General features: G+C 68.4%; 21 protein-coding genes and 1 riboswitch. Of the genes, 10 read left to right on the top strand and 11 right to left on the bottom strand.

Translation table 11 applies throughout. The features are described 5' to 3' along the window. The 3 genes from BLV57_RS35090 to BLV57_RS35100 form a co-directional block, all read right to left on the bottom strand. Nucleotides 1–192, bottom strand: a 192-nt coding sequence (locus BLV57_RS35090) for a helix-turn-helix domain-containing protein (protein WP_218134942.1), incomplete at its 3' end; no start/stop codon positions are given. A 149-nt stretch (nucleotides 193–341) separates the two neighbouring features. Continuing rightward, entirely contained in the window at nucleotides 342–1,214 is an 873-nt protein-coding gene (locus BLV57_RS35095; RefSeq protein ID WP_091296882.1) for a nucleotidyl transferase AbiEii/AbiGii toxin family protein, read from the bottom strand. Beyond that, entirely contained in the window at nucleotides 1,211–1,801 is a 591-nt protein-coding gene (locus BLV57_RS35100; protein ID WP_091296885.1) for a type IV toxin-antitoxin system AbiEi family antitoxin domain-containing protein, read from the bottom strand. Before BLV57_RS35100 ends, BLV57_RS35095 begins: the two co-directional genes overlap by 4 nt. Before the next feature lie 275 nt (nucleotides 1,802–2,076). Next, nucleotides 2,077–2,177: riboswitch (glycine riboswitch) on the top strand. Between the two features lie 43 nt (nucleotides 2,178–2,220). Here BLV57_RS35100 and gcvP point away from each other — a divergent pair. From gcvP to BLV57_RS35135, 7 genes are read left to right on the top strand one after another with little or no spacing between them, the layout of a single operon-like run. Then, on the top strand, nucleotides 2,221–5,040 hold the full coding sequence (gcvP, locus tag BLV57_RS35105) for an aminomethyl-transferring glycine dehydrogenase (protein WP_091297525.1): 2,820 nt from the start codon (nucleotides 2,221–2,223) through the stop codon (nucleotides 5,038–5,040). Beyond that, entirely contained in the window at nucleotides 5,040–6,140 is a 1,101-nt protein-coding gene (gene gcvT, locus BLV57_RS35110) for a glycine cleavage system aminomethyltransferase GcvT (protein ID WP_091296888.1), read from the top strand. Before gcvP ends, gcvT begins: the two co-directional genes overlap by 1 nt. A 14-nt stretch (nucleotides 6,141–6,154) precedes the next feature. After that, complete coding sequence (gene gcvH / locus BLV57_RS35115; RefSeq protein WP_091296890.1) at nucleotides 6,155–6,532, top strand: glycine cleavage system protein GcvH; 378 nt, start codon at nucleotides 6,155–6,157, stop codon at nucleotides 6,530–6,532. A 4-nt stretch (nucleotides 6,533–6,536) separates the two neighbouring features. After that, nucleotides 6,537–7,808, top strand: a complete 1,272-nt coding sequence (locus tag BLV57_RS35120) for a serine hydroxymethyltransferase (protein ID WP_091296892.1) — start codon at nucleotides 6,537–6,539, stop codon at nucleotides 7,806–7,808. Next, complete coding sequence (lipA, locus tag BLV57_RS35125; RefSeq protein WP_218134946.1) at nucleotides 7,805–8,803, top strand: lipoyl synthase; 999 nt, start codon at nucleotides 7,805–7,807, stop codon at nucleotides 8,801–8,803. The genes BLV57_RS35120 and lipA overlap by 4 nt, the downstream gene beginning before the upstream one ends. 12 nt (nucleotides 8,804–8,815) lie before the next feature. Beyond that, complete coding sequence (locus tag BLV57_RS35130; RefSeq protein ID WP_091296895.1) at nucleotides 8,816–10,180, top strand: L-serine ammonia-lyase; 1,365 nt, start codon at nucleotides 8,816–8,818, stop codon at nucleotides 10,178–10,180. A gap of 17 nt (nucleotides 10,181–10,197) precedes the next feature. Next, a complete protein-coding gene (locus tag BLV57_RS35135; RefSeq protein WP_176968949.1) occupies nucleotides 10,198–10,914 on the top strand; it encodes a FadR/GntR family transcriptional regulator in 717 nt (238 codons plus the stop codon). A 547-nt stretch (nucleotides 10,915–11,461) separates the two neighbouring features. Here the strand turns inward: BLV57_RS35135 and BLV57_RS35140 are convergent. Both BLV57_RS35140 and pdxR read right to left on the bottom strand, forming a co-directional pair. Further along, nucleotides 11,462–12,724 carry an HNH endonuclease signature motif containing protein gene (locus BLV57_RS35140; RefSeq protein WP_091296900.1) on the bottom strand — a complete coding sequence of 421 codons (1,263 nt, stop codon included), beginning with the start codon at nucleotides 12,722–12,724 and terminating at the stop codon, nucleotides 11,462–11,464. A gap of 235 nt (nucleotides 12,725–12,959) precedes the next feature. After that, a complete protein-coding gene (pdxR, locus tag BLV57_RS35145; RefSeq protein ID WP_091296902.1) occupies nucleotides 12,960–14,315 on the bottom strand; it encodes a MocR-like pyridoxine biosynthesis transcription factor PdxR in 1,356 nt (451 codons plus the stop codon). Between the two features lie 46 nt (nucleotides 14,316–14,361). Here pdxR and BLV57_RS35150 point away from each other — a divergent pair, with 46 nt between their 5' ends. Both BLV57_RS35150 and BLV57_RS35155 read left to right on the top strand, forming a co-directional pair. Continuing rightward, nucleotides 14,362–14,823, top strand: a complete 462-nt coding sequence (locus BLV57_RS35150; protein WP_425426063.1) for a carboxymuconolactone decarboxylase family protein — start codon at nucleotides 14,362–14,364, stop codon at nucleotides 14,821–14,823. Continuing rightward, nucleotides 14,824–15,558 (top strand): isocitrate lyase/PEP mutase family protein, encoded by a 735-nt coding sequence (locus BLV57_RS35155; protein ID WP_091296904.1) that lies wholly within the window; start codon nucleotides 14,824–14,826, stop codon nucleotides 15,556–15,558. Nucleotides 15,559–15,682: 124 nt separating this feature from the next. Here the strand turns inward: BLV57_RS35155 and BLV57_RS35160 are convergent, their stop codons facing one another. The 6 genes from BLV57_RS35160 to BLV57_RS35185 form a co-directional block, all read right to left on the bottom strand. Further along, nucleotides 15,683–17,290, bottom strand: a complete 1,608-nt coding sequence (locus tag BLV57_RS35160) for a solute symporter family protein (protein WP_091296906.1) — start codon at nucleotides 17,288–17,290, stop codon at nucleotides 15,683–15,685. Then, entirely contained in the window at nucleotides 17,287–17,622 is a 336-nt protein-coding gene (locus BLV57_RS35165) for a DUF485 domain-containing protein (protein WP_091296909.1), read from the bottom strand. The genes BLV57_RS35160 and BLV57_RS35165 overlap by 4 nt, the downstream gene beginning before the upstream one ends. Before the next feature lie 72 nt (nucleotides 17,623–17,694). After that, nucleotides 17,695–19,434: a sodium/solute symporter gene (locus tag BLV57_RS35170; protein ID WP_091296912.1), complete on the bottom strand. Its 1,740-nt coding sequence runs from the start codon at nucleotides 19,432–19,434 to the stop codon at nucleotides 17,695–17,697. Continuing rightward, the gene (locus BLV57_RS35175; RefSeq protein ID WP_091297532.1) at nucleotides 19,434–19,754 is read right to left on the bottom strand and encodes a hypothetical protein; all 321 of its coding nucleotides are present in this window, start codon (nucleotides 19,752–19,754) and stop codon (nucleotides 19,434–19,436) included. Before BLV57_RS35175 ends, BLV57_RS35170 begins: the two co-directional genes overlap by 1 nt. Before the next feature lie 20 nt (nucleotides 19,755–19,774). Next, nucleotides 19,775–20,536 carry a LytR/AlgR family response regulator transcription factor gene (locus BLV57_RS35180; protein WP_091296915.1) on the bottom strand — a complete coding sequence of 254 codons (762 nt, stop codon included), beginning with the start codon at nucleotides 20,534–20,536 and terminating at the stop codon, nucleotides 19,775–19,777. After that, nucleotides 20,533–21,549, bottom strand: coding sequence for a sensor histidine kinase (locus BLV57_RS35185; protein ID WP_091296917.1), 1,017 nt, complete (start codon nucleotides 21,547–21,549; stop codon nucleotides 20,533–20,535). The genes BLV57_RS35180 and BLV57_RS35185 overlap by 4 nt, the downstream gene beginning before the upstream one ends. A gap of 91 nt (nucleotides 21,550–21,640) precedes the next feature. Here BLV57_RS35185 and BLV57_RS35190 point away from each other — a divergent pair, with 91 nt between their 5' ends. Beyond that, nucleotides 21,641–23,938 (top strand): tetratricopeptide repeat protein, encoded by a 2,298-nt coding sequence (locus tag BLV57_RS35190; RefSeq protein WP_091296919.1) that lies wholly within the window; start codon nucleotides 21,641–21,643, stop codon nucleotides 23,936–23,938. Nucleotides 23,939–24,516 lie beyond the last annotated feature (578 nt).

Genomic DNA, 24,516 nt, shown 5'->3' on the forward strand with positions numbered 1-24,516 from the left:
CGGCAACGCGGTCGGGTGGTGTTTCGGGGCGGTGCTGCGCCGGGTGAACCCCGCCGCTCCTTCGGTCCGGAACCGGTTCACATAGTGGTAGAACCGGTCACGTTTGACGTCGTGGTCACGGCAGAACCGCGTCACGTTGATCTTCTCGCCCGCCGCGACCCGCGCGACCATAGCGACGAACTCAGGATCCATCGAAAACCCTGCTCTGCCCATCGCCGCATGATCACCACAACACCCCTGGTCACCACACCGACAGGCCGGTCAGTGTCTGTGAGGTCCTGAAACATCAACTGTCGGGTAAGTCCTGAACGAAGACAGCCGGTTAGAACCGGCCGGAACACTCACGACTCCGTGTTCATCCGGGTGATCAGCGGATCGACATAGCCGACGACCGCGGAGAGCACTTCGGCGAAGTCCGTCGGCAGGTGGACGCCGTCGTCGCCGAGCCGTTGCCGGAACGCGCGGTAGGTGCCTTGCCTCAGTGTTCCGAGTTCGCCGATGACCGATGAGAGTGGCCTGAGGTCGACCGCGCGATGGGCCGCGGTGGCCTGCAGGGCTGCGCATATCGCGGCCTCGGCCGGGTGGTGGCCGATGGTCAGCGTGTAGAGATCGGCGTAATCGCGAACCCTGGTGTTCGCTTCGCCGAGCGCGATGGCGGTGCTGATCTTCTCGGCCAGCACCGTTTCGATGGGGTAGCCCAGCAGTCGAACGGGCGGTTGGTCCAGGCGCTGCGAGGAAAGCTCGATCAACCGGGGCGCGGGCGTGACGGGATCGCCGACGTTGATGTCGAGTTTGAGCTTCACTGAGGCGGTGGAGACGAGGCAGTTCATGCTGATCCGCACGCCGCTGTAGACCGCATCGTCGCGAATGGACTGTGCGGTGGTCGTGCCGGTCAAGAACTCGACCCCGTCATCGGCTGACCGTGTTTCCGCGATCTCGCGCACGCGAGCGACGATGGTGGCTTCGTCGTTCGCGAGCCGCTGAGCGAGCAGATCGGCGTCGGCGGTGGGCCGCCGTGCGTTGAACACCGAAAGGAGCAGGCCTCCCTTGAGCACGAAACTCGCTTTGTACGGCGATTCGGCCATCCGGGCGAGCCAGCGCTCAAGCACGTAAAGCGTCAGCAGCTCTTGCGTGGGCCGCTTCTCGCGGCGGGCTCGATTCTGAAGGTCCAGGTAGGCGCGGCCGCCCGCGGTCGCCTTGGTCGGACGGCTCATTCGGCGCTCGCGACATCGAGCGCGGCGCGAAGTGGGCCGAACACGCCGAGCTCGCGTGCCAACGTGAGCAGCTCACCCGGACGAGCGCCGGGTCGTCGCAGGTAGCGGCGCAGCGCCGAGAACGCCAGAGGTTCGCCGAGCGAATGGCGGAGCCGCATGAGGTCGACGACCGTCCGTTCGGCGCTGTAGATCCGGACCGGCTCGCCTGGCGCGGCTTCGACGGACGACAGGCCGAGCTCGAACGTGGCCGCGTCGAACCGGAACACCTGTGTCGGCGGATAGTCGATCCGCGGTGCGCGGTTGGTGCGTGGAACGGCGAATTGCGCCGCCGCGGGGATCTCGTCGGTCAGGTCGTGTACGGACAGCGCGGATACGCAGCAGGTGATGCCGATCGGCGACCGGTGCGCGACGGCGAGCAGGTCCGGCCAGTCCGGCATCGGCGCATCGGCTCGGCGATAGACGCCACGGGAGAGTTCGAGGACTTCGCTCTCGTTTCTTACCCGGTAGAGCTCTCGAGGGTGCATGCCCGCGGCCAACGCCATCTGGGTGGTGAAGGTCGCCGGCAGGTCGGCGACGGTGATCGACATGGATAAAAGTGTCACCATCATGGGTATTGGTGGCAACACTTTTATCCACAGGGCACCCGATCGTGTCACAGCGTGGCCGGTCGACCTCGGAGGTGACAATGGCTGTGGGCTTGGCAGCACTCAGGTAGACGGCTCCGCCCCAGCCCAGGTACCGTGCGGGCGAGTCAACTGCATATCGGGCCGTTCGAGCAGGAGCGGGAGAGTCCCACGAGGTCGGTGGGACACCGAAGGAGCAAACTCCCCGGAATCTCTCAGGTAACCACTACCGCTCCCCGCGAGGCCACTCTGGAAAGCAGGCGTGACCTACGACGCCTCACCCAAGGTGAAAGCCGCGATACGCGGTGAAACTCTCAGGTGCCATGACAGAGGGGGAGTTCCCAGCGCACGGGTCTATCCGTCGCCAGAACCGAGGAGCTCCCCTGACCAGTACGACTTTCGACGCCCGCCACATCGGCCCGTCCGAGCCGGAACAGGCCAAGATGCTCGCCGAGGTCGGCTACAACAGCCTCGACGCACTCGCGGAAGCGGCCGTCCCCACCGCCATCAGGGTCACGCGTGACCTGGACCTGCCCGAGGCCGCGTCCGAGGAGGACGCGACCGCCGAGTTGCGTGCGCTGGCCGCCCGCAACCGCCCGATGACGCAGATGATCGGTCTCGGGTACTCCGACACCGTGACGCCGCCGGTGATCCGGCGCAACGTGCTCGAAAGCCCCGCCTGGTACACCGCGTACACGCCCTACCAGCCGGAGATCTCGCAGGGGCGGCTCGAAGCGCTGCTCAACTTCCAGACGATGGTCGCCGAGCTGACCGGCCTGACCACCGCGAACGCGTCGATGCTCGACGAGTCGACCGCCGTCGCCGAGGCCGTGTCGCTCATGCGCCGGGTGTCGAAGTCGAAGTCGGCCAAGGTCGTCGTCGACGCCGAGTGCCTGCCGCAGACCATCGCCGTGGTCAAGACGCGGGCCGAGGCCGTCGGCATCGAGGTCGAGGTCCGTGACCTGCTGACCGGGCTGCCCGAGGAGTTCTTCGGCGTCGTCGTCCAGTACCCCGGCGCCTCCGGTGTGCTGCGTGGCGCCGGTTTCTACACCGCGATCGCCGAGTCGGCGAAGGCCGCCGGCGCGCTGTACACCGTCGCCGCCGATCTGCTCGCGCTGACGCTGATCACCTCGCCGGGTGAGTTCGGCGCCGACATCGCCGCCGGTTCGACGCAGCGCTTCGGTGTCCCGCTCGGCTACGGCGGCCCGCACGCCGGGTTCCTCGCCGTCCGCGCCGGGCTGGAGCGTTCGCTGCCGGGCCGCCTGGTCGGCGTGTCCGTCGACGCCGACGGCAACCCCGCGTACCGGCTCGCGCTGCAGACCCGTGAGCAGCACATCCGCCGCGAGAAGGCGACCTCCAACATCTGCACCGCGCAGGTGCTCCCGGCCGTGCTGGCCGGGATGTACGCGGTCTACCACGGTCCCGACGGCCTCAAGCGCATCGCGACCCGGGTGCACGGCCACGCTGCCTCGCTCGCCAAGGCGCTCGGGGACGCCGTCGTGCACGAGGGCTTCTTCGACACGATCGTCGTGCGTGCGGACGCCGAGAAGGTGCACAGCAAGGCCCGTGAGCTGGGCATCAACCTCGGCCACGTCGACGCCGAGCACGTCCGCGTCGCCTGCGACGAGCTGACCACCGAGGCCATCCTCGCCAAGGTGCTGCGCGCGTTCGGCGTCGAAGCCGAGCTCGAGAAGGCCACCGCGCTCCCCACCGGGATCGTCCGCGAGAGCGAGTACCTGACCCACGAGGTCTTCCACTCGCACCGCTCCGAGACGGCCATGCTGCGCTACCTGCGCGGACTGTCCGATCAGGACTACGCGCTCGACCGAGGCATGATCCCGCTCGGCTCGTGCACGATGAAGCTCAACGCCACCACCGAGATGGAGCCGATCAGCTGGCGCGAGTTCGCGGGCATCCACCCGTTCGCGCCCGCCGAGGACGCCGAGGGCTACCACGTGCTGGTCGAGCAGCTCGCGACCTGGCTCGCCGAGGTCACCGGCTACGACAAGGTCTCGCTGCAGCCGAACGCGGGCAGTCAGGGCGAGCTCGCCGGCCTGCTGGCGATCCGCGCGTACCACCGCGCCAACGGCCAGCCCGAGCGTGAGATCTGCCTGATCCCGTCGTCCGCGCACGGCACCAACGCGGCCTCCGCGGTGCTCGCCGGCATGCGCGTGGTCGTGGTCAAGTGCACCGACGAGGGCAACGTCGACCTCGACGACCTGAAGTCCAAAGTGGACCAGTACAAGGACACGCTGTCCGCGATCATGGTCACCTACCCGTCCACGCACGGGGTGTACGAGAACGACATCGCCGACCTCGCCAAGCTCGTGCACGACGCGGGCGGCCAGGTCTACGTGGACGGCGCCAACCTCAACGCGCTGCTCGGCCTCGCCAAGCCGGGTGAGTTCGGCGGCGACGTCTCGCACCTGAACCTGCACAAGACCTTCTGCATCCCGCACGGCGGCGGTGGCCCCGGCGTCGGCCCGGTCGCGGTGCGCGCGCACCTCGCGCCGTTCCTGCCGAACCACCCGCTGCACGGCGCCGCCGGTCCGGAGACCGGTGTCGGCCCGATCTCGGGCGCGCCGTACGGCTCGGCCTCGATCCTGCCGATCTCCTGGGCCTACGTCCGGATGATGGGCGCGCCCGGCCTGACCGCGGCCACCAAGGTCGCCGTGCTCGCCGCGAACTACGTCGCCGCGCGCCTCGGCCAGCACTACCCGGTGCTCTACACCGGCCAGGACGGCCTGGTCGCGCACGAGTGCATCCTCGACCTGCGCGGCATCACCAAGGAGACCGGCGTGACGGTCGACGACGTCGCCAAGCGCCTGATCGACTACGGCTTCCACGCCCCGACCATGTCCTTCCCGGTCGCGGGCACGCTCATGGTCGAGCCGACCGAGAGCGAGGACCTCGGCGAGATCGACCGCTTCTGCGACGCGATGATCGCCATCCGCCGCGAGATCGACGCGGTCGCGCAGGGCCGCTGGACGCCGGAGGACAGCCCGCTGCGGCACGCCCCGCACACCGCCGAGGTGCTGGTCGGCGAGTGGAACCTGCCGTATGACCGTGACCTCGCGGTCTACCCGGCCGGTGTGTCGCGCAAGCACAAGTACTGGCCGCCGGTGCGGCGCATCGACGGTGCGCGCGGTGACCGTAACCTTGTCTGCTCCTGCCCGCCCCTCAACGCTTACGAAGGCCAGTGATGACCAAGGAATCGCCGCTGTACGGGGTCCACAAAGGACTCGGTGCGCTGTTCACCGACTTCGCGGGCTGGTCGATGCCCGTCCGGTACTCCAGTGAGCTGGCCGAGCACAAGGCCGTCCGCGAGGCCGCCGGGCTGTTCGACCTCTCGCACATGGCCGAGATCGAGGTGACCGGGCCGCAGGCCGCGGACGTACTCGACTACGCGCTGGTCGGCAACCTGTCCGGGGTCAAGCCGGGCAAGGCCCGCTACACGATGATCTGCAACGCCGACGGCGGCGTGCTCGACGATCTGGTCGTTTACCGCCTCGAGGACGAGAAGTTCCTGGTCGTGGCCAACGCGGGCAACGCCGACGTGGTCGCGGACGCGCTGGCCGAGCGGGTCGCCGGGTTCGACGCGGTCGTCACGAACAAGTCCGAGGACGTCGCGCTGATCGCCGTCCAGGGCCCCAAGGCCGTCGACATCCTGCGTTCGGTCACCGATGCCGACCTGGACTCGCTGAAGTACTACGCGAGCTACCCGGCCGTGGTGAAGGGGCACGACGTGCTGCTCGCCCGCACCGGTTACACCGGCGAGGACGGCTTCGAGCTGTACGTCGCCGCGGCCGAGGCGCCCGCGGTCTGGGCGCTGCTGACCGAGGCCGGTGAGCCGCACGGGCTGCTGCCCGCCGGGCTCGCCTGCCGCGACACGCTGCGCCTGGAAGCCGGGATGCCGTTGTACGGCAACGAACTCAGCGTCGAGCTGAGCCCGTTCGAAGCCGGTCTCGGCCGGGTGGTCAAGTTCGAGAAGCCGGGTGACTTCGTCGGCAAGGCCGCGCTCGCCGAGCTGTCCAAACTGGACGTTCCGCGGATCAGGGTCGGTCTCAAGGGCTCGGGGCGGCGTGCGCCGCGCCACGGTTACAAGATCGTGGACAATGGCTCCAACAATACCGAGATCGGGGAGATCACCAGTGGCGCGCTGTCGCCGACGCTGGGCTACCCGATCGCGATGGCCTATGTGGACCTCGCGTTCACCGAGCCGGGTACTCAGCTTTCCGTCGACATCCGCGGCAAGATCGAGACCGTCGAGGTCGTCGCACTGCCCTTCTACAAGCGCGCCTGAGAGGCTTCCCGAACATGAGCAGCATTCCCGAGAACCTGAAGTACACCAAGGAACACGAGTGGATCAGCATCTCCGGCGACGTCGCGACGGTCGGGATCACCGCCTTCGCCGCCGAGTCGCTCGGTGACATCGTGTTCGTCGAGCTGCCCAAGGCGGGCGAGACGATCACCGCGGGCGAGCCGTTCGGCGAGGTCGAGTCCACCAAGTCGGTCAGCGAGCTGTACGCGCCGGTCACCGGCGAGGTCGTCGCAGTGAACGAGGCCACTTCGGACAGCCCCGAGCTCATCAACGAGGACCCGTTCGACCAGGGTTGGCTGCTGAAGGTGCGTACCACCGACGTGCCGGAGCTGCTCGACGCCGCCGCGTACGCCGCGCTGACCCAGGAGGACTGACCCCATGACGCTGTTCAACGCTTCGCTCGCCGAGGCCGACCCCGAGGTCGCCGCGGCGGTCAAGGCCGAGCTGACCCGTCAGCAGTCCACTTTGGAAATGATCGCGTCCGAGAACTTCACCCCGGTGAGCGTGCTCGAGGCGCAGGGCTCGGTGCTGACCAACAAGTACGCCGAGGGCTACCCCGGCCGCCGCTACTACGGCGGCTGCGAGCACGTCGACGTCGTCGAGCAGCTCGCCATCGACCGCGCGAAGGCGCTGTTCGGCGCCGAGCACGTCAACGTGCAGCCGCACTCGGGCGCGCAGGCCAACGCGGCCGCGATGTTCGCCGTGCTCAAGCCGGGCGACACCATCCTGGGTCTCGACCTCGCGCACGGCGGGCACCTGACGCACGGCATGAAAATCAACTTCTCCGGCAAGCTCTACAACGTCGTGGCCTACCACGTCGACAAAGAGACAGGCATCGTCGACCTGGCCGAGATCGAGCGCCTGGCCGTCGAGCACAAGCCGAAGCTGATCATCGCGGGCTGGTCCGCGTACCCGCGTCAGCTCGACTTCGCCGAGTTCCGCCGCATCGCGGACCTGGTCGAGGCCAAGCTCATGGTCGACATGGCGCACTTCGCCGGTCTCGTCGCGGCCGGGCTGCACCCCAGCCCGATCCCGCACGCCGACATCGTCACCACGACCACGCACAAGACGCTCGGTGGCCCGCGCGGTGGCCTGATCTTCTGCAAGCAGGAGCTGGCGAAGAAGATCAACTCGGCCGTCTTCCCCGGTCAGCAGGGTGGCCCGCTGGAGCACGTGATCGCCGCCAAGGCCGTGGCGCTGAAGTTCGCCGCGACCGAGGAATTCCGCGAGCGCCAGGCGCGCACGCTGGAAGGCTCGCGCATCCTGGCCGAGCGGCTGTCGCGTTTGGACTGCGCCGACGCCGGTGTCCGGGTGCTGACCGGTGGCACCGACGTGCACCTGGTGCTGGTCGACCTGGTCAAGTCCACTCTGGACGGCCAGCAGGCCGAGGACCGGCTGCACTCGGTCGGCATCACGGTCAACCGCAACGCCGTCCCGTTCGACCCGCGCCCGCCGATGATCACCTCCGGCCTGCGGATCGGCACCCCGGCGCTGGCCACCCGCGGTTTCGAGGCGGAGGACTTCGCCGAGGTCGCGGACATCATCGCCGAGGCGCTGAAGCCGTCGCTCGACGAGGCCACGCAGGCCGCGTTGCGCGCCCGTGTCGAGCTGCTGGCGAAGAAGCACCCGCTGTACGCAGGGCTTTCGTGACCGCGCCCGACGGGCGGAAGCTGTTGCGGCTGGAAGTCCGTAACAGTGAGACGCCGATCGAGAAGAAGCCGCCGTGGATCAAGACCAAGGCGCGGATGGGGCCCGAGTTCACCGAGCTCAAGGGCCTCGTCCGGCGCGAGGGTCTGCACACGGTGTGCGAGGAAGCGGGCTGTCCCAACATTTACGAGTGCTGGGAAGACCGTGAGGCCACCTTCTTGATCGGTGGAAGCCAGTGCACGCGGCGCTGCGACTTCTGCCAGATCGACACGGGCAAGCCCGCTGAGCTGGACCGGACCGAGCCGCGCAAGGTGGCGGAGTCGGTTCAGGCGATGGGGCTGCGATACTCGACGGTCACGGGTGTCGCTCGTGATGATCTGGAGGATGGCGGCGCGTGGTTGTACGCGGAGACCGTCCGGCAGATCCATGAGCTGAATCCGGGCACGGGTGTAGAGCTGCTGATCCCGGACTTCAACGCGGAGCCCGCGCAGCTGGCCGAGGTGTTCTCGTCGCGTCCCGAGGTGCTGGCGCACAACGTGGAGACGGTGCCGCGGATCTTCAAGCGGATCCGTCCCGGCTTCCGTTACGCCCGCTCGCTTTCGGTGATCACGGCCGCTCGTGAGGCCGGTCTGGTGACGAAGTCCAACCTGATCCTGGGTATGGGCGAGACTCCCGATGAGGTCGTTCCGGCGATGCGCGATCTGGTGGACGCGGGGTGCGAGATCTTGACGATCACGCAGTACCTGCGGCCGTCGCCGCGGCATCACCCGGTCGACCGGTGGGTCAAGCCGGAGGAGTTCGTCGAGCACTCGAAGGCCGCCGAGGCCATGGGCTTCGCCGGTGTGATGGCCGGGCCATTGGTCCGTTCGTCGTATCGCGCGGGCCGCTTGTTCGCGCAGACTAAGCAGCATCGCGGTGAAGAGCTGCCGGAGAACCTGGCCCATCTGGCCGCCCAGGGACCGGCGGCCCAAGAAGCCAGCTCGCTGCTGGCCAGATAGGAAAGCTGTTCAATGGCGATCAGCGTGTTCGACCTGTTTTCCATCGGCATCGGGCCGTCCAGTTCCCACACGGTCGGCCCGATGCGGGCGGCTCGTACCTTTGTGGACGGTCTCGATGACCTGAGCCGTGTCGCGCGTGTCCAGTCCGAGCTGTTCGGCTCGCTCGGCGCGACCGGTTTCGGGCACGGCAGTGACAAGGCAGTCCTGCTCGGGCTGACCGGTGAACGTCCGGAAGAGATCGACACCGACACCGTGCCCGCCAAGATCGCCGCCGTGCGGGAGACCGGGCGGCTCCTGCTCGGCGGCTCTCACGAAATCGTGTTCGTCGAGGACACCGACCTCACGATGCACCGCCGCAAGTCGCTGCCCGCGCACCCGAACGGCATGATCTTCCGTGCCTTCGACGCCGACGGCGTGCTGCTGCGTGAGCGCACGTACTACTCGGTCGGCGGCGGCTTCGTCCGCGACGAGTCGTACGAAACGGACACGGTGGTCGTCGAGGACAGCACGGCGCTGGAGTTCCCCTTCCGCACCGGCGCGGATCTGCTGAAGCACTGCGCCGACACCGGCCTGCCGATCAGCGAGATTATGATGCGCAACGAGCTCGCGTGGCGCACGCGCGAGGAGGTGCGCTCCGGCCTGCTGGACATCTGGCAGGTCATGGTCGACTGCGTGCACAACGGCTGCGAGCACGAGGGTGTGTTGCCCGGCGGCCTGAAGGTGCCGCGGCGTGCTCGCGCCTTGCACGAAAAGCTCCTCGCCGAGGACGGCCTCGACGACCCGCTGTACGCGATGGACTGGGTCAGCCTCTACGCGCTGGCGGTCAACGAGGAGAACGCCGCGGGCGGCCGCGTCGTCACCGCGCCGACCAACGGCGCGGCCGGCATCATCCCCGCGGTCCTGCACTACTACCAGCGCTTCATGCGCGGCGCGAACGACGACGGCGTGGTCACGTTCCTGCTGACGGCGGGCGCGATCGGCTCGATACTGAAGCAGACCGGCTCGATTTCGGGCGCCGAGGTCGGCTGCCAGGGTGAGGTCGGCTCGGCGTCCGCGATGGCGGCGGCCGGCTTGACCGAGCTGCTCGGCGGGTCGCCAGAGCAGGTCGAGAACGCGGCCGAGATCGGCGTCGAGCACCACCTCGGCCTGACCTGCGACCCCGTCGGTGGCCTGGTCCAGATTCCCTGCATCGAGCGCAACGCGGTCGGCGCGTCCAAGGCCATCCACGCGGCGCGCATGGCCATGCGCGGCGACGGCAGCCACGTCGTCACCCTGGACAAGGCCATCAAGACCATGCGCGAGACCGGCGCCGACATGAGCGTCAAGTACAAGGAGACGGCACGCGGCGGCCTCGCCGTGAACGTGATCGAGTGCTGAGCGCTTAAGCTGGCTGTATGGAAGCGCCCGTGGCCAATGCCGGTGAGGCGTTGTTCCGGCCGGTGCGCACGGGCAACGCCTTCGAAGAGACCGTCGAACGCCTGCTCCAGGCGATCCGTCTCGGCGTGGTCGGAGCCGGGGAGCGCCTGCCCTCGGAGCGCGAGCTCGCGGAGCGCCTCGGCGTCAGCCGGGTGACCCTGCGCGAGGCGATCCGTGCTCTCTCGGATGCCGGATACGTCGAGTCCCGGCGCGGCCGGTACGGCGGCACCTTCGTCAACGAGACCCTGCCCGCGCCGGGCGGTGACGGCCGCAAGATGGACCCGGCTCTGGTCGAGGACGCGCTCTGCTTGCGCTATGTCCTGGAGACCGGCGCCGCCGAGGCCGCCGCCGCGCGGTCGTTGACCCCGGCTGACCGGCAGCACCTCACGGCGACGCTCGCCGAGGCGTGCTCGTCGGAGCTGGACGACTACCGGCGCAAGGACTCGCGCCTGCACTTGGCGATCGCTGAAGTCACGGCGTCGGGCTCGCTGACGACCGCGATGGCCGATGTCCGGATGCGGATCAATCAGTTGCTCGATCAGATTCCTTTGCTGGAGCCCAATCTCGAGCACTCGAATGCTCAGCATGAGGCCATTGTCGATGCCATTCTTGCGGGCGATCCGGGTGCGGCGCGGCAGGCCATGGCTGAGCATATCGAGGGCACTGCCTCGTTGTTGCGGGCTTTCTTGGCCTAGGACTGGGTTTTGCGGCCTGGCCTGTCGCTGGGGTTTCTGGCTGTCCGGGGTCTGGGGCTTGCTCTGGGTTTTGGGTCTGTTGGGGTCGGATCTAGGGCGGTCCCGTATGGAAATTTCCGCTCGTGTGGCCGGGTGGTGTTTGTGCTCGCTGCGGAAATATCCATACGGACCGAGGGCACAGTGGTATAACGCCGCTTGGGCTCGCCAGAAATCTCGGGTGGTACTTGCTGCGTGCCTGGGCGTTGGGTCGGGCTGTCGTGGTCGTGGTGTGCGATGGCGGCAGGGAGGGTGGTCCGGCCGAGATCTTTTGAGCGTTCGGCCTGGGTATTTTGGTTGTTGTGTGGGATATTCGGCCGCTGAGTGGCCGAAAAGCCTGCAGAAGACCAGACGGGTTTCTGTGCCAGTGCCGGTGGGCCTGGGCGTAGCTTGAGTACGCGGCAGCGGCAATTCCGGTGCTTTAGGGCGCGCGAGGCCTGGGGCCGCTGCGCCGGAAGTGAGTGAAGAGGATCTGCCTCAGCAGGATGGGCTTCCGTGCTTGCGGCGGGGTTCAGGTTCGGGTGGTGTGCATGGTGTTGCGGCGGGGTGTGCGTGCGGGGTCGATGAACGCCGGTGGAATGAACTCCGGATACCCATCGCTGGCGATCCGCACGTCCCAGTCACTGTTGTGGATCAGCCGGTGATGCTTGCCGCATACCAGCACGAGATTATCGATTCGGGTTTCCCCGTGATGAGCCCAAAAAACGATGTGGTGGGCCGTGCATTGCTGTGGCGGCGCGTCGCAGCCGGGGAAGGCGCAGCCACCGTCGCGGATCGCCAGCGCCCGCCGTTGCGCTGGGGTGGCGAGGCGTTGAGCCCGACCGACATCGAGCGGTTCGCCATGCGAGCCCAAGGTCACGGGGATGACTTTGCAGTCACACGCGAGAATCCGCGCTTCGGTAGCGCTGATATCCCCGACCAAGTCCAAGCAGGCGCGCCCGATGCCGGACTTGAGTTCGTCCAGGCCGAGGGTGACCACGACGTGCACGCTGTCTCCGGCTTGGGTGGGGAGTTCGGGGTTGCCCATGCCGACGCGGACGAAGGTGGCGAACGCGTCCCCCAGCCGCTCCCACTGAGAGCGCGTGTCGCGGCCTTCTTCTTCGGTGGCGGGGCGGGGTTTGGCGAGTGGGTCCAGGGTTGCTTTCAATCGGGCGATGGTCTCCGCATCGGTCTTGATCTTTATGCCGTGGGTGCCGTCGCGATGGCTCACGAACCCGAGTTCATGCCGCGGCTCGGCCGGATCCGGGTCTTTCGGCTCGCGCCCGTCCGGGTCGAGCCGATCCCGCAAGTTCTTCGCCGCGTGGCTGATCTGCCGAGGCCCTGCGGTGCGGGCGAGATTCACCAGAATCTGCTCACCGGTGTCGCGGTCTTCGGCTGACACTGTGGGTGGGAGTGCGCCGAGGGCGGCGATGATCGGATCCAGCTGCGCTGGTCCCAGATCACCATTCAATGCCGCGGCTGCTGCATGTGGTGCGAGCGCTGGAATCCGCGTGCCACCATCCTGGCGGGGGTTGAGCGCGCGGGCGCGGTCGACGCGGGCTTTGGCTTCGGAGTGCTTGATCTGGACCCAGTCCACCAGCATCCCCGGCACCGTCGCGTAGCCGGTCACCTCCTTCACGCCCCGGGATTCGATCTCGGCGAGGATTTGTCCTTGCTCGGCCTCCAGGCGCCGTTTCTCTCGTTCGCGGGCGACGTAGGCGAGCAGCAGCGTGTCTTTATCGCAGCGCCACCACTCCGGTGGTGCTGCGGCGTCGGGGTATTCGGTGCTGATCATGCATTCCACTCTACGCGCGTTCAGAGTCATATGCCACTAGACACGCCGAGCTGGTCGACCCCAAACCTAAGCAAGCAGCAAGTACCAGCCGGGGTTTCTGGTGAGCCGCAGCGAAATCTGGCCACCGTGCCCTCGGTCCGTATGGATATTTCCGCGGCGACCCCAAACACCACCCGACCCCGGAGCGGAAATGTCCATACGGGATGTCTTTAGATCCAACCCAGCACCAAAAAACTCAAGTAACCGCGGCGAGAACCTCCACCAAGGTGGCAAGCGTCCCCGAGAAGGCATGCTTGGCAGGAGCCCCGTACCCAACGATGATGCCGCCTTCACGCTCACCCTGGTCGATCCAGTGCGGCCCGAGTGTCTCCAGATCGAGCGAGCGACGTCGGGCCTCGGCGAGCACCTCGTCTTCGCAAGGGAGTCGGACGACCAGCTGCAGTCCAGCCGAAATGCCTTGTACAGCAAGGTGATCCGGCAGCGCCGCGACGACCTGGTCGCGACGGCGCCGGTACTCCGTGCGGCACCGGCGGACGTGCTGGTCGTAGGCGCCGGATTCGAGTAGCTCGGCGAGTATCAGCTGATCGACGGCCGAGGGGCGGGCGCCGGATGCGGAAAACGCCGCGAAGACCGGGTCGATCAATGACTGGGGGAGCACCAGCCATGACAGGCGCAGCGCCGGGGCCAGTGTCTTGCTCGCGGTGCCCGCGTAGACGACGCGTTCCGGTGCGAGTGCTTGCAGGGCGCCGACTTGCTGGCGGTCGAAGCGGAACTCGCCGTCGTAGTCGTCCTCGATGATCATCGTGCCCGACTTGACCAGTGCCGTTCGGCGAGAGGGCGCCATGGTCACGCCGAGTGGGTAATGGTGCGCTGGTGTGACCATCACCGCTGGGCTGTCTACTTTGGACACCTGTAACCCGTCGTCGTCGACGGGCACGCCGACCACGAGCTGGCCTGCCGCTGCCACGATGTCGCGGAACATCCACATCGAGGGGTCTTCGAAGGCCAGCTCGCGGCTGCCGAGGTCGAGCAAAGCGTGGCTCAGAACCGAAATCGCGTGTGTGAAGCCGGCGCAGATCAGGATTCGGCCGGGGTCCGCGAGCACGCCCCGGCTGCGACCCAGATAGCGGGCGAGTGCCTCGCGGAGCGCGAGGGTGCCGTAAGGCTCGGAGTAGCCGAAGAGGTCGGCTGGGGCGCGTTGCAGGACGCGGCGGGTCGCGGAGGACCAGGCGTCGCGGGGGAAGGTGGACAGGTCGGGTCGTCCGGGGCGCAGGGTCCAGCGGGACTCCGGGGTACCTGGCGGCCGGCGGGGTGGAGGCTGCGGGCGGGCGACGGCGGTGGCCACCCGGGTCGGGGCGCCTTGGCTGATGAGGAGGTAGCCCTCGGCGGCGAGGTCGGTGTAGACCCTGGTGACGGTGCCGCGGGCGATGCCGAGGTCGTGGGCCAATGCGCGGGTGGATGGGACCGGCGCGCCGGGGCGCCAGCGGCCGTCGCGGATCGCGGTGCGGATGGCGTCGGCCAGGCCGGTGCGGCCTTCACCAGGGGACCAGCCGAGGTGGACGTCTGGGGAACTGGACCACTGATCTGCCATAGAACTGGACCATACTCGTGTGCCAGTTTGGCGTAGCGTGGATCTTGTGAACAAGCGAATCCAACTGACCCCGGGGACGCCCGGTCCTTACAAAGCGATGCTCGCGCTCAGCGCCGAAGTCCACAGCTACGCCGAAAACGCCGGGCTCGGCAAGCTGACCGTCGAACTCGTGAAGCTCCGTGCGTCGCAGATGAACGGCTGCGCGTTCTGCCTCGACATGCACAGCCACGAGACGCTCAAACTCGGCGAGGACCCGCGCCGCATCTTCGTGCTCGACGGCTGGCGCGAGACCGAACTCTTCAGCGACGAGGAGCGCGCGGCGCTCGCGTTGACCGAGGAGATCACCCGGATCGGAGAGACGCAAAGTGTCTCCGACGCGGTCTATGCTGAGGCCACCTCGGTGCTGACGGAGGACCAGTACCGTGCGGTCGCGTGGTTGGCCGTGGTCATCAACTCGTTCAACCGGCTGGCCGTGACCAGCCACAAACCCTTGCCCCGGAAGGCTTAGATGAACCAGCTTCGCGCTCTGCACGTCCCTGGCAGCCCGCTCATCCTGCCGAACGCCTGGGACGCCGACTCGGCCCGCCTCGTGGAAGCGGCCGGTTTCCCCGTGGTGGCAACGAGTTCCGCCGCCGTCGCGGCCGTGCTCGGCTACCAGGACGGTCATGACGCGCCCGCGGACGAGATGTTCGCTGCCGCGCGCCGGATCGCACGGGCCGTCTCGGTGCCGGTGACCGTGGACGCCGAGGGCGGCTATGGCCTCTCCAGCGCGGAACTGGCCGAGCGGCTGAAGGACGCGGGTGCGGCGGGCCTGAACTTCGAGGACACCGACCACGCGGGCAGCGGGCTCGTCGAGACCGCCACCCAGGCCGAGCGGATCGCCGCGCTGCGTGAGGCGTCGCCCGAGCTGGTCATCAACGCCCGTATCGACGTGTTCCTCGGAGCCGAGGACGAGAGCGCCGTGCTGGACGCGGCGATCGAGCGTGCGCGGGCGTACCTCGAGGCGGGGGCGGACTGCGTGTACCCGATCCTCGCCAAGACACCCGAGGTGCTCGGCGCGTTCGTCCAGGCGGTCAGCCCAGCCGCGGTCAACGCGACCTACCTCCCGGGCGCGCCGGACTTCGCCGAGCTGGCGAAGCTGGGGGTCGCGCGGATCTCGCTCGGCGGCGGGCTGTGGCATGTGGTGCAGAGGTTCTTGAAGAACACGCTCGCCGAGCTGGCGGACGGCAAGCTTCCGTATTGAGCAAGGACGGGATTTAGCGGGCTTTATCCCGGGAAAAGCGCCCGGGATAAAGCCCGCTAAATCACAAAGCGGGGTCCTCGACAACCGCCCGGTGTGTCGAGGACCCCGCCATGCACCGCGGGAGCTAGTGCGAGATCGCCTTTTCGGCGCCTGCGCCGGTCAGCGACCGGACCTCCATCTCGGCGTACTTCTTCTCGTTGTGCTCCTTCGACAGGACGGTGCCCAGCCAGCCGAGGAAGAACGACACCGGGATCGAGACCAGGCCCGGGTTCTGCAGCGGGAACCAGTGGAAGTCGGCGCCCTTGATCATCGACTTCGCCGTGCCGGACACCGCGGGCGAGAAGATGATCAGCACGATGGTCACCGCGAGCCCACCGTAGATGCTCCACAGCGCGCCCTGGGTGTTGAACCGCTTCCAGAACAGCGAGTACAGGATCGTCGGCAGGTTCGCCGACGCCGCGACCGCGAACGCCAGCGCCACCAGGAACGCCACGTTCTGGTCCTTCGCGAAGATGCCGCCGACGATGGCGACCGCGCCGATCACCAGCGCGGTGATCCTGGCGACCTTGACCTCCGCGTTGGGGTCCTCGACCTTGCCCTTCTTGATGACGTTGGCGTAGACGTCGTGGGCGAACGAAGCGGAAGCCGTGATCGTCAGGCCCGCGACCACCGCGAGGATCGTCGCGAACGCGACCGCCGCGATGAAGCCCAGCAGCACCGGGCCACCCAGCGCCTGCGCCAGCAGCGGGGCGGCGGAGTTCTCGCCACCGGGCGCCTTGGCGATCTTGTCCTTGCCCACCAACGCACCCGCGCCATAGCCGAGCACCAGCGTGAACAGGTAGAACAGGCCGATCAGGCCGATGGCCCACACCACGGAACGGCGGGCTTCCTTCGCGGTCGGCACCGTGTAGAAGCGCATCAGGACGTGCGGCAGACCGGCCGTGCCGAGCACCAGCGCGAGACCGAGCGAGAGGAAGTCGACCTTGCTGGTGCCGCTGACGCCGTACTTCAGGCCGGGGCCGAGGATCTTCTCGCCTCCCTTGCCCACCTTGTCGACCGCGCCCTGCAGCAGGCCGGACAGGTTGAAGCCGTACCGGCCGAGCACCCAGAACGTCATCACGGCCGCGCCGGCGATGAGCAGCGCCGCCTTGATGATCTGGACCCATGTGGTGCCCTTCATGCCGCCGACCAGCACGTAGATGATCATGACGACACCGACCACCGCGATGACCACGGCCTGGCCCGCGTTGCTGGAGATGCCCAGCAGCAGCGAAACCAGGATGCCCGCGCCCGCCATCTGGGCCAGCAGGTAGAAGAACGACACCGCGAGCGTCGAGGTCGCGGCGGCCGCACGGACCGGGCGCTGCCTCATGCGGAACGCCAGCACGTCACCCATGGTGAACTTGCCGGTGTTGCGCAGCAGCTCCGCGACCAGCAGCAACGCGACGAGCCACGCGACCAGGAAGCCGATCGAGTACAAGAAGCCGTCGTAGCCGTACACCGCGATGGCGCCCGCGATGCCGAGGAACGAGGCGGCCGAGAGGTAGTCACCCGCGATGGCGACGCCGTTCTGCGGACCGGTGAACGCGCGGCCCGCGGCGTAGTAGTCCGAAGCGGTCTTGGTGTTGCGGCTGGCGCGGAACACGATCACCAGGGTGATCACCACGAACAGGCCGAAGATGCTGATGTTGAGGACGGGGTTGCTGCCCTCTACTCCCGCGGCGAGGTTCACTTGGCCTCTCCCTCGATGTCGCCGCGGATCTTCTCCGCGATCGGGTCCAGCTTGCGGTTCGCATAGCGCACGTAAAGCGCGGTGATGCCGAACGTGGTGACGAACTGCAGCAGGCCGAAGACGAGGCCGACGGTGATGTTGCCGACCAGCTTGGTGGCCATGAACTCGTGCGCGTAGTCGGCGACGAGGACGTAGAGCAGGTACCACGCCAGGAAGGCGACGGTCATCGGGAACACGAAGCGGCGCAGCCGCGAGCGCAGCTGCTGGAACTCGGCGCTGTCATGCACCTTGTCCCAATCCACCTCGGGTTCCACTTCGATGCGCGCGGTCATGGGGGATCTCCTCGCCACGGTGCGGACTGTGTTCCGCGCCACGTTAGGTAGCCCACACCCGCGGGGGAATGGTCAGCGGTTCAAACGACGTCCGAGGCGACGAACGGTCGACGAACGGTGGATGGCCCCGGTCGAATGGAACGCGGCTGGCGCCCGCTCGTCCAGATGGAGGCGCAGCATGGCGGCCGTCGACCAGGTCGGCGCGCGACCCCGTGACGACACCACCACCATCGTCGCGAACGCCAGCGGCACCGACCACGGCGCGGGCTGCGCGACCAGGATGGCGAGCAGTCCGTCGAGCTTCGGTCCGAAGAGCGTCAGGACAATTGATCCCGAGGATGCCAGCAGTCCCGCCAAAACGCCACAGACGGCACCCGTTGCGGTGAGCCGGTTCCACCAGATCCCCAGCACCAGCAGCGGGCAGAAGGTGGACGCGGCCACGGTGAAGCCCCAGGTCACCAGTATGCCCGCGTCGAGGCGCGCGGACTGCAGCGCGAGCAGCACGATCGCCGCGGCCGCCACGATCACCGTCCACCGCAGCCTGCGCAGCCCGCCGGGCATCAGGTCGTGCGCGATCGCGCCGGAGACCACCAGCAGCAGGCCGAGCGAGGTGGCCAGGAAGGCCGCGAACGCGCCAGCGGTCAGCAGGGTGGTGAACAGCTGCCCGGCCCAGCCGGAGTCCACTTGGGACGGCAGGGCCACGACCACCGTGTCGGTCACGCCGGACAGGTACAGCTCCGGCACGATGATCCGCCCCAGCACCCCGTAAATGCCAGGGAACAGGTAGAACACGCTCAGCAGCGCGACGGTGATCGCGGCCGTGCGGCGCGCGGCGCGGCCGTCGGGGCTGGTGTGGAAGCGCATCAGCACGTGGGGCAGGCCCATGGTGCCGAGCATCGTCGCGATCAGCACGGCCCAGGTGCCGAGCAGCGGGTAGCCCTTGTTGTCGTAGTCGAGCAGCGGGCGCTGCCAGTCCGGCCCGCCCAGCGGCATGCCGCCCCGCACACCGGGCACCGCCGCGCCCTCGCCGAAGGTCAGCGACTGTCCGGAGTGGACACTCAGGTCTCCCGGCTGCTCGACCCGCATGGCGCCGTCGGTGCCGAGCAGCGTCGGCTCGCGGATCTCCAGCGTCGCGTCCAGGCTGAACGAAACCGTTGTCTGTCGCGGGAAGTGGGTGAACTCGACCGGGTTGAGCGCTTCGAGCCGCTGCGCCGGGCTCACCTGCAGCAGCAGCCAGATCGCGGGCACGATGAACAGCACCAGCTTGAGCACGAACTGGAACGCCTGCACGTAGGTCGCCGCGCGCATCCCGCCGAGCGCCAGCGTCGCGCTCACCGCGGTGCCCGCGATCACCACGCCGACCCAGTACGGCGTGCCGCCGATCGCGTTCAGCACCAAGCCCGCCGTGCGGAACTGGGGCACCAGGTACAGGGTGCCGATGACCAGGACGACCACCGCCGCCAGCCGCCGCAGCGCGGGCGACGCGAGCCTGGCCTCGGCGAAATCGGGGACCGTCAACGCGCCCGAACGACGCATGGGCGCGGCGACCAGCACCAGCATCGCGATGTACCCGGCGGTGAACCCGACCGGATACCAGAGCGCGCCCATGCCGTTCTTCACCACGAGCCCGGCGACACCGAGGAACGACGCGGCCGAGAGGTACTCGCCGGACACCGCCGCCGAGTTGAGCAGTGGCGAGATCCGGCGCGACGCGACCAGGAAGTCCGAGCTGGTGCGCATCGCGGCGACCCCGCGCAGGCCGATCAGCAGCGTGATCAGCACGACCGGGGCGACCGCGAACACGGCGACCATCAGCGGTCCTCGAGCTTCTCGGCGCGCCGGAGCTGGAGTTGCGCGATCGCCGTCATCGCCGGGTAGGGGAGCACCGCCAGCGTCAGCCAGGACACCGGGATCCCCAGCAGCCGCAGCGAATCCAGCACCGGCCAAAGCGCGAAGACCACCGGCAACCCGAGTATCAGCGCGAAGATCAGGACCAGCGCGAGCACACCGCGACGGCGTTGCGCGCGGAAGAGTTCGGACGCGCGTTCGGCGTCCGCGGGCGCGAGCACCGGCACCCGCCAGCGCGCGCGGGCGCGGCGGCGACCGTGTGCCAGCCGGGTCTGCGGGCTCATCACGGTCTGCCGCTTGGTTTTCAAGTGCGGTCCAGCTCTCCGCGTTGCGCGGCCTGCAACAGCCGGTCCCGCAGTTCGCGGGCATGGCGACGGCTCACCGGCACGTCACCGGCGTCGGTGTGGGCGAGCAGGCCGCCCGCCGAATCGCTGCGCAGCTCCAGCACCGCGCCGATGGCGACCAGGTAACCCCGGTGCACCCGCGAGAAACCCGTGCCCTCCCAATACTCTTCGAGCCGCGAGATCGGCATCCGCACCAGGTGCACCCCGGATTTGGTGTGCAGCCGCACGTAGTCGCCGTGCGCCTCGACGAACCGCACGTCGGCGCGCCGCACATAACGCGTGCGCCCGCCGATCTCGACCGGCAGCGCGGCCATCGCGTCGACCTGAGGCTTGCCCGGCTCGTCGCCGACCATCTTGAGCACCTTGCCGAGCGCCGCGGCCAGCCGTTCCGCGCGCACGGGCTTGAGCAGGTAGTCGACGGCGCCGATGCCGTACGCGGTGACCGCGTGCCCGTCGTGCGCGGTGACGAACACGATCACCGGCGGGCTGCTCAGCTTCGCGAGCAGCGAGGCGAGTTCGAGCCCGTCCAGCCCCGGCATCGAGATGTCGAGGAAGACGGCGTCGAAATGGTCGGCCTGCAGCATCTTCAACGCGCTCAGCGGATCACCGGCGGCACGCACCTCACCGACCTCGGGCGCGTCGGTGAGCAGATGCACGAGTTCGTCCAAAGCGGGCGGGACATCGTCGACCGCCAGGACCCGCAATCCTGTCGATCCGGTCATGACGGCAACACCCCCGGCTGGAATCGGGGCACGCGAACGGTCACCTTGGTACCGGCATCCCTTTCCGTTTCGACGATCAGGCCGTAGAACGGCCCGTAGACCGTACGCAGCCGGCGGTCCACATTGGCCAATCCCAGACTGCCATCCTGGCCCCGTCCGGCGAGAATGTCCTTGGCGCGCTCGGGATCCATGCCGATCCCGTCGTCCTCGACGGTGATCACGCAGTCGTTGCCCTCGGCCTGCCCGTGCACCTGGACCAGCCCCGGCTCGCCACGCGGCTCGATGCCGTGCCGGATCGCGTTCTCCACCAGCGGCTCCAGCACCAGGTACGGCACCGGGATGGCGAGCACCTCGGGGGCCACCCGCACCTGCACCCGCAGCCGTTCGCCGAGCACGGCCCGCTGCAGCGCCAGGTAGGAGTCGATGGCCCGGAACTCCTCGGCCACCATCGTGTACTCCCCATGGCGCGCGAGGCTGTACCGGGTGTAGTCGGCGAAGTCGAGCATCAGCTCGTGTGCCCGATCGGGATCCGAGCGGACCAGTGAAGCGATCACAGTCAAGGCGTTGTACACGAAATGCGGCGAGATCTCCGCGCGCAACGCCCGCAGCTCCGCCTGCGCCGCCTGTTCGGCCGAAGCCTCCAGCCGCCCGCGCTCCAGCGCGTGGACCACCAGGTCGGCGGCCTCTTTTGCGGCGGCCGACTTGACGTCGCCCGCGATCACCAGCACGCCGGCCAGTTCATCGTGGACGTGCAGTGGAAGCGCTATCAGCTCACTGCGCGCACCGGGCGCCTCGTTGTGGAGCACCTCGTCGAGCAGCTTGGCGACGTTGCCGTCATCGCCGGGCCTGCCGGACCAGACGAGCGAGCCGGAGAGATCGGCCAGCCCGAGCCCGGGCACGGCGAAGAGCCTTCGCAGCCCGTGCGCGGCCTTGCGCACCCCGGTCCCGGCGAGCCCGTCCATCAGGTCATCGGCGATCCGGCGCGCGGCGGCGAGCGTCGGCAACACAGCCATGCGGCGAATCCTAGCCGCCCATGTCCCCGGCTCAGCGGATTCGCCGGGCCGTGTGGTGGCGCTACCCTGCTGAGCCAAGGGGGGATAGTCGATGGACGTCGTCGATTCACGCCCATGGCCGGAAGCCGCGCGGACACCCGCGGACTTCGTCGGCCTGCTCAGGCGGATGCGTGACCGCTCCGGCCTGAGCATGCGGCTGATCGAGCGCCGCGCCGCCGCGCTCGGTCACAGCCTGCCGCCGAGCACGCTCGCCACGATGCTCGGCCGCGACAGCCTGCCCCGGGAGCGGCTCATCACGGCCCTGCTCAGGGCCTGCGGCGAAGACCAGGCCGCGGTCGCCCGCTGGATCGAGGTGCGCCGCAGGCTCGCCGGCGGCGGCACGGTCACGCCGCCGATGGCCGGGGCACTGCGTCAGCTGCCGATGGACATCGAGGAGTTCACCGGCCGCGAAGCGGAGCTGGCCGAGCTGGGCCGGTTGTCGCGGGAGGGGACGGCGGTCGGCGTCACGGTGATCACCGGCATGGCCGGGGTCGGCAAGACCAGGCTGGCCGTCCGCGCGGCGCACCTGCTGGTCCGCGCGGGGACGTTCGACGAGATCCAGCTCTGGGCCGACCTGCGCCTGGACTCCCCGCTCGACCCTGGCGTCGTGCTGGAGACCTTCCTCCACACACTGGGCCTGCCCGCCGAACAGATCCCGCTCGGCCTCGAGTCCCGCGCGGTGATCTTCCGCGACCGGCTCGCGGGCCGCCGGGCGCTGGTACTGCTGGACAACGTCGCCGACGAGACCCAGGTGCTCCCGCTGCTGCCCGGCAGCACGACCAATCACGTGCTCGTCACCAGCAGGAACACCCTGACCGGCCTCGACGGCGCCCGCTACGTCGACCTGGACGTCTTCACCCCGGAGGAGTCCGTCGCGCTGATGGCCCGCATCGCCGGCCGCCATCGCACCGACGCGGACCCGGAAGCCGCTCGCCGCATCGCCGAACTCTGCGGCCATCTGCCCTTGGCGGTCTCACTGGCCGCCCGGCGCCTGGCGACGCGTCCAGCCTGGTCGCTGCCCGCGTTCGCGAACCGCTTGGCGGACAACAGGCTCGCCCGGCTCGGCTCGTCCCACCGCTCGGTCTCCGGCGTGTTCGCCCTTTCGTACCAGGCGTTGCCGTCGGCCGCCCAGCGGATGTTCCGCCTGCTGGGCAGTCACATGGCCGATGACATCGATGTGCGGGCCGCGGCGGCTTTGGCCGGTGTCGCGGCATTGGAAGCGGATCAGATGCTGGAGCGCCTGTTGGACGAGCATTTGCTGATCCAGGCGACGCCCGGTCGCTACCGCATGCACGACTTGGTAAGGCTTTTCGCCCGTAGCAAGGCTTCGGAATCGGCTGACGCGCTCGTCCGGCTGCTGGAGCACTATCAAGCGGGCGCCGAGCAGGCCACAAAGCTGTTGCATCCGACCGAAAGCCGTCGCCTGCCTGCCTCGCCGTCGCCGGGGACGTGCCCGATCGCCACGGTGGCGGACGCGACCACGTGGCTGGAGGCCGAGCACCGCAACCTGCTCGGCCTGGCCGCCCGCGCTCCTGACCTGCCGAAACAGGCCCTGCCCCCGCTGATCTGCGCGGTCACCGTGCTCTATCGCCCCCTGACCAACCTCGGCCTGTCCAGTACCCACATCCGGCTCACCGAGTTCGCCTTGGCCGCCGCCCGCCGCATCCCCGACCGCCGCGCCGAAGCGATGCTCCTCGAAGACCTCGGCACGATCCACAGCCAGCACGGAGGCTTGAGCGAGGCGATCGAGCACAACACGGCGGCGCTGGCGATCTGGTGTGAACTGGGCGACCGCACCGGCGAAGCGGGCTGCCTCACCGGCCTCGGCATCGCCTACTACCAGCAAGGCCGGTTCGCGGAGGCGGCCGAGACACTGAAGGCGGCCCTGGTGCCCAGCCGCGAGTCCGGCTACGCGATCGGCGAGGCGAGCGTGCTCAACTACCTCGGCCTGGTCTGCCAAGGCATGGCCGACTTCGAGGAGGCGATCCGCTGGCATTCGAAGAGCATGGACCGCTACGAGAAGGCCGGTAGCAGGCATGGCTGGGCTTTCGCCGTGGCCAATACGGGGTGGGCGTATCAGCGTTCGGGCCGTCCTGCTGAGGCGATTCCTTGCCATGAGCGATCTTTGGCTGTATTTGCGACCGTTTCTGACCGGTACAACGAGGCTGAGCAGCATTGGGGTCTTGGACAGGCCTTCCACGCGCTCGGGGACGGCAAGGCCGCGCGGGAGCAGTGGGATCGGGCGATCACGATGCTGCGGGATGCCTCGTTGATCGAACCCGCGGAGGCGGCGGCTTTGCTGGGTCAGGCGGTTCCGGATACGCCGGAGATCGTTCGGCTGAACAGCTAGGGGAGGGGTGGCCGTCCCCCAGCCGGCCACCCCTCGCTGGTCAGGACCGGCTTCGTGCCGCGAAAGTGTCGCTCGCGCACAGGTGCCACTTCTGCCAGCTGCTCCCGGTCCAGGAGCTGCACCAGCGGCGGGGCGGGCTGTCGCACCCCTGAACTTCCACTGTCGGATACTGATCGTGGTAGTAGTACGCGTCCAGAATGTGCGTGGCGCAGCCGCCCATTTTCGTCCAAGAGCCGGCGCCGCGAACCGCTCGATACATTTGAGCATCGGAGCCGGAGACGAACCATTCTTCGTGTCCGTCCCTCCAAGTCACGACGAGGACACAGTCCTCCAGGCAGTAAGCATCTCCTTCGAGTTTCCACGTCGTCTTGAAGTGGTACTTTCCGAAAACGCTGGGCTGAGCCGCGGTCTTGCTTATCTTCGCCGGTCCGGTCGGCCGCATCGCCGGTGCCGCGTTCGCGGAACCGGTCGCGCTCACGGAAAGCCCGATGGCCAGCGCGGTGACGGCGATCAGTCTGAGTACTCGTACAAGCATTCTGTGTTCGTCCTCTCGTCAAGGAAACCCCTGCGAACAAAGG

The organism is Amycolatopsis xylanica (assembly GCF_900107045.1).
GTDB lineage: Bacteria > Actinomycetota > Actinomycetes > Mycobacteriales > Pseudonocardiaceae > Amycolatopsis > Amycolatopsis xylanica.

Coding starts and splice junctions, on each gene's coding strand:
- BLV57_RS35180 (WP_091296915.1), bottom strand. CDS start 20,536: ATGACCGGATCGACAGGATTGCGGGTCCTGGCGGTCGACGATGTCCCG.
- BLV57_RS35100 (WP_091296885.1), bottom strand. CDS start 1,801: ATGTCGATCACCGTCGCCGACCTGCCGGCGACCTTCACCACCCAGATG.
- BLV57_RS35140 (WP_091296900.1), bottom strand. CDS start 12,724: ATGATCAGCACCGAATACCCCGACGCCGCAGCACCACCGGAGTGGTGG.
- gcvT (WP_091296888.1), top strand. CDS start 5,040: ATGACCAAGGAATCGCCGCTGTACGGGGTCCACAAAGGACTCGGTGCG.
- BLV57_RS35170 (WP_091296912.1), bottom strand. CDS start 19,434: ATGGTCGCCGTGTTCGCGGTCGCCCCGGTCGTGCTGATCACGCTGCTG.
- gcvH (WP_091296890.1), top strand. CDS start 6,155: ATGAGCAGCATTCCCGAGAACCTGAAGTACACCAAGGAACACGAGTGG.
- pdxR (WP_091296902.1), bottom strand. CDS start 14,315: ATGGCAGATCAGTGGTCCAGTTCCCCAGACGTCCACCTCGGCTGGTCC.
- BLV57_RS35155 (WP_091296904.1), top strand. CDS start 14,824: ATGAACCAGCTTCGCGCTCTGCACGTCCCTGGCAGCCCGCTCATCCTG.
- BLV57_RS35120 (WP_091296892.1), top strand. CDS start 6,537: ATGACGCTGTTCAACGCTTCGCTCGCCGAGGCCGACCCCGAGGTCGCC.
- BLV57_RS35190 (WP_091296919.1), top strand. CDS start 21,641: ATGGACGTCGTCGATTCACGCCCATGGCCGGAAGCCGCGCGGACACCC.
- BLV57_RS35135 (WP_176968949.1), top strand. CDS start 10,198: ATGGAAGCGCCCGTGGCCAATGCCGGTGAGGCGTTGTTCCGGCCGGTG.
- BLV57_RS35175 (WP_091297532.1), bottom strand. CDS start 19,754: ATGAGCCCGCAGACCCGGCTGGCACACGGTCGCCGCCGCGCCCGCGCG.
- BLV57_RS35165 (WP_091296909.1), bottom strand. CDS start 17,622: ATGACCGCGCGCATCGAAGTGGAACCCGAGGTGGATTGGGACAAGGTG.
- BLV57_RS35130 (WP_091296895.1), top strand. CDS start 8,816: ATGGCGATCAGCGTGTTCGACCTGTTTTCCATCGGCATCGGGCCGTCC.
- BLV57_RS35095 (WP_091296882.1), bottom strand. CDS start 1,214: ATGAGCCGTCCGACCAAGGCGACCGCGGGCGGCCGCGCCTACCTGGAC.
- BLV57_RS35185 (WP_091296917.1), bottom strand. CDS start 21,549: ATGGCTGTGTTGCCGACGCTCGCCGCCGCGCGCCGGATCGCCGATGAC.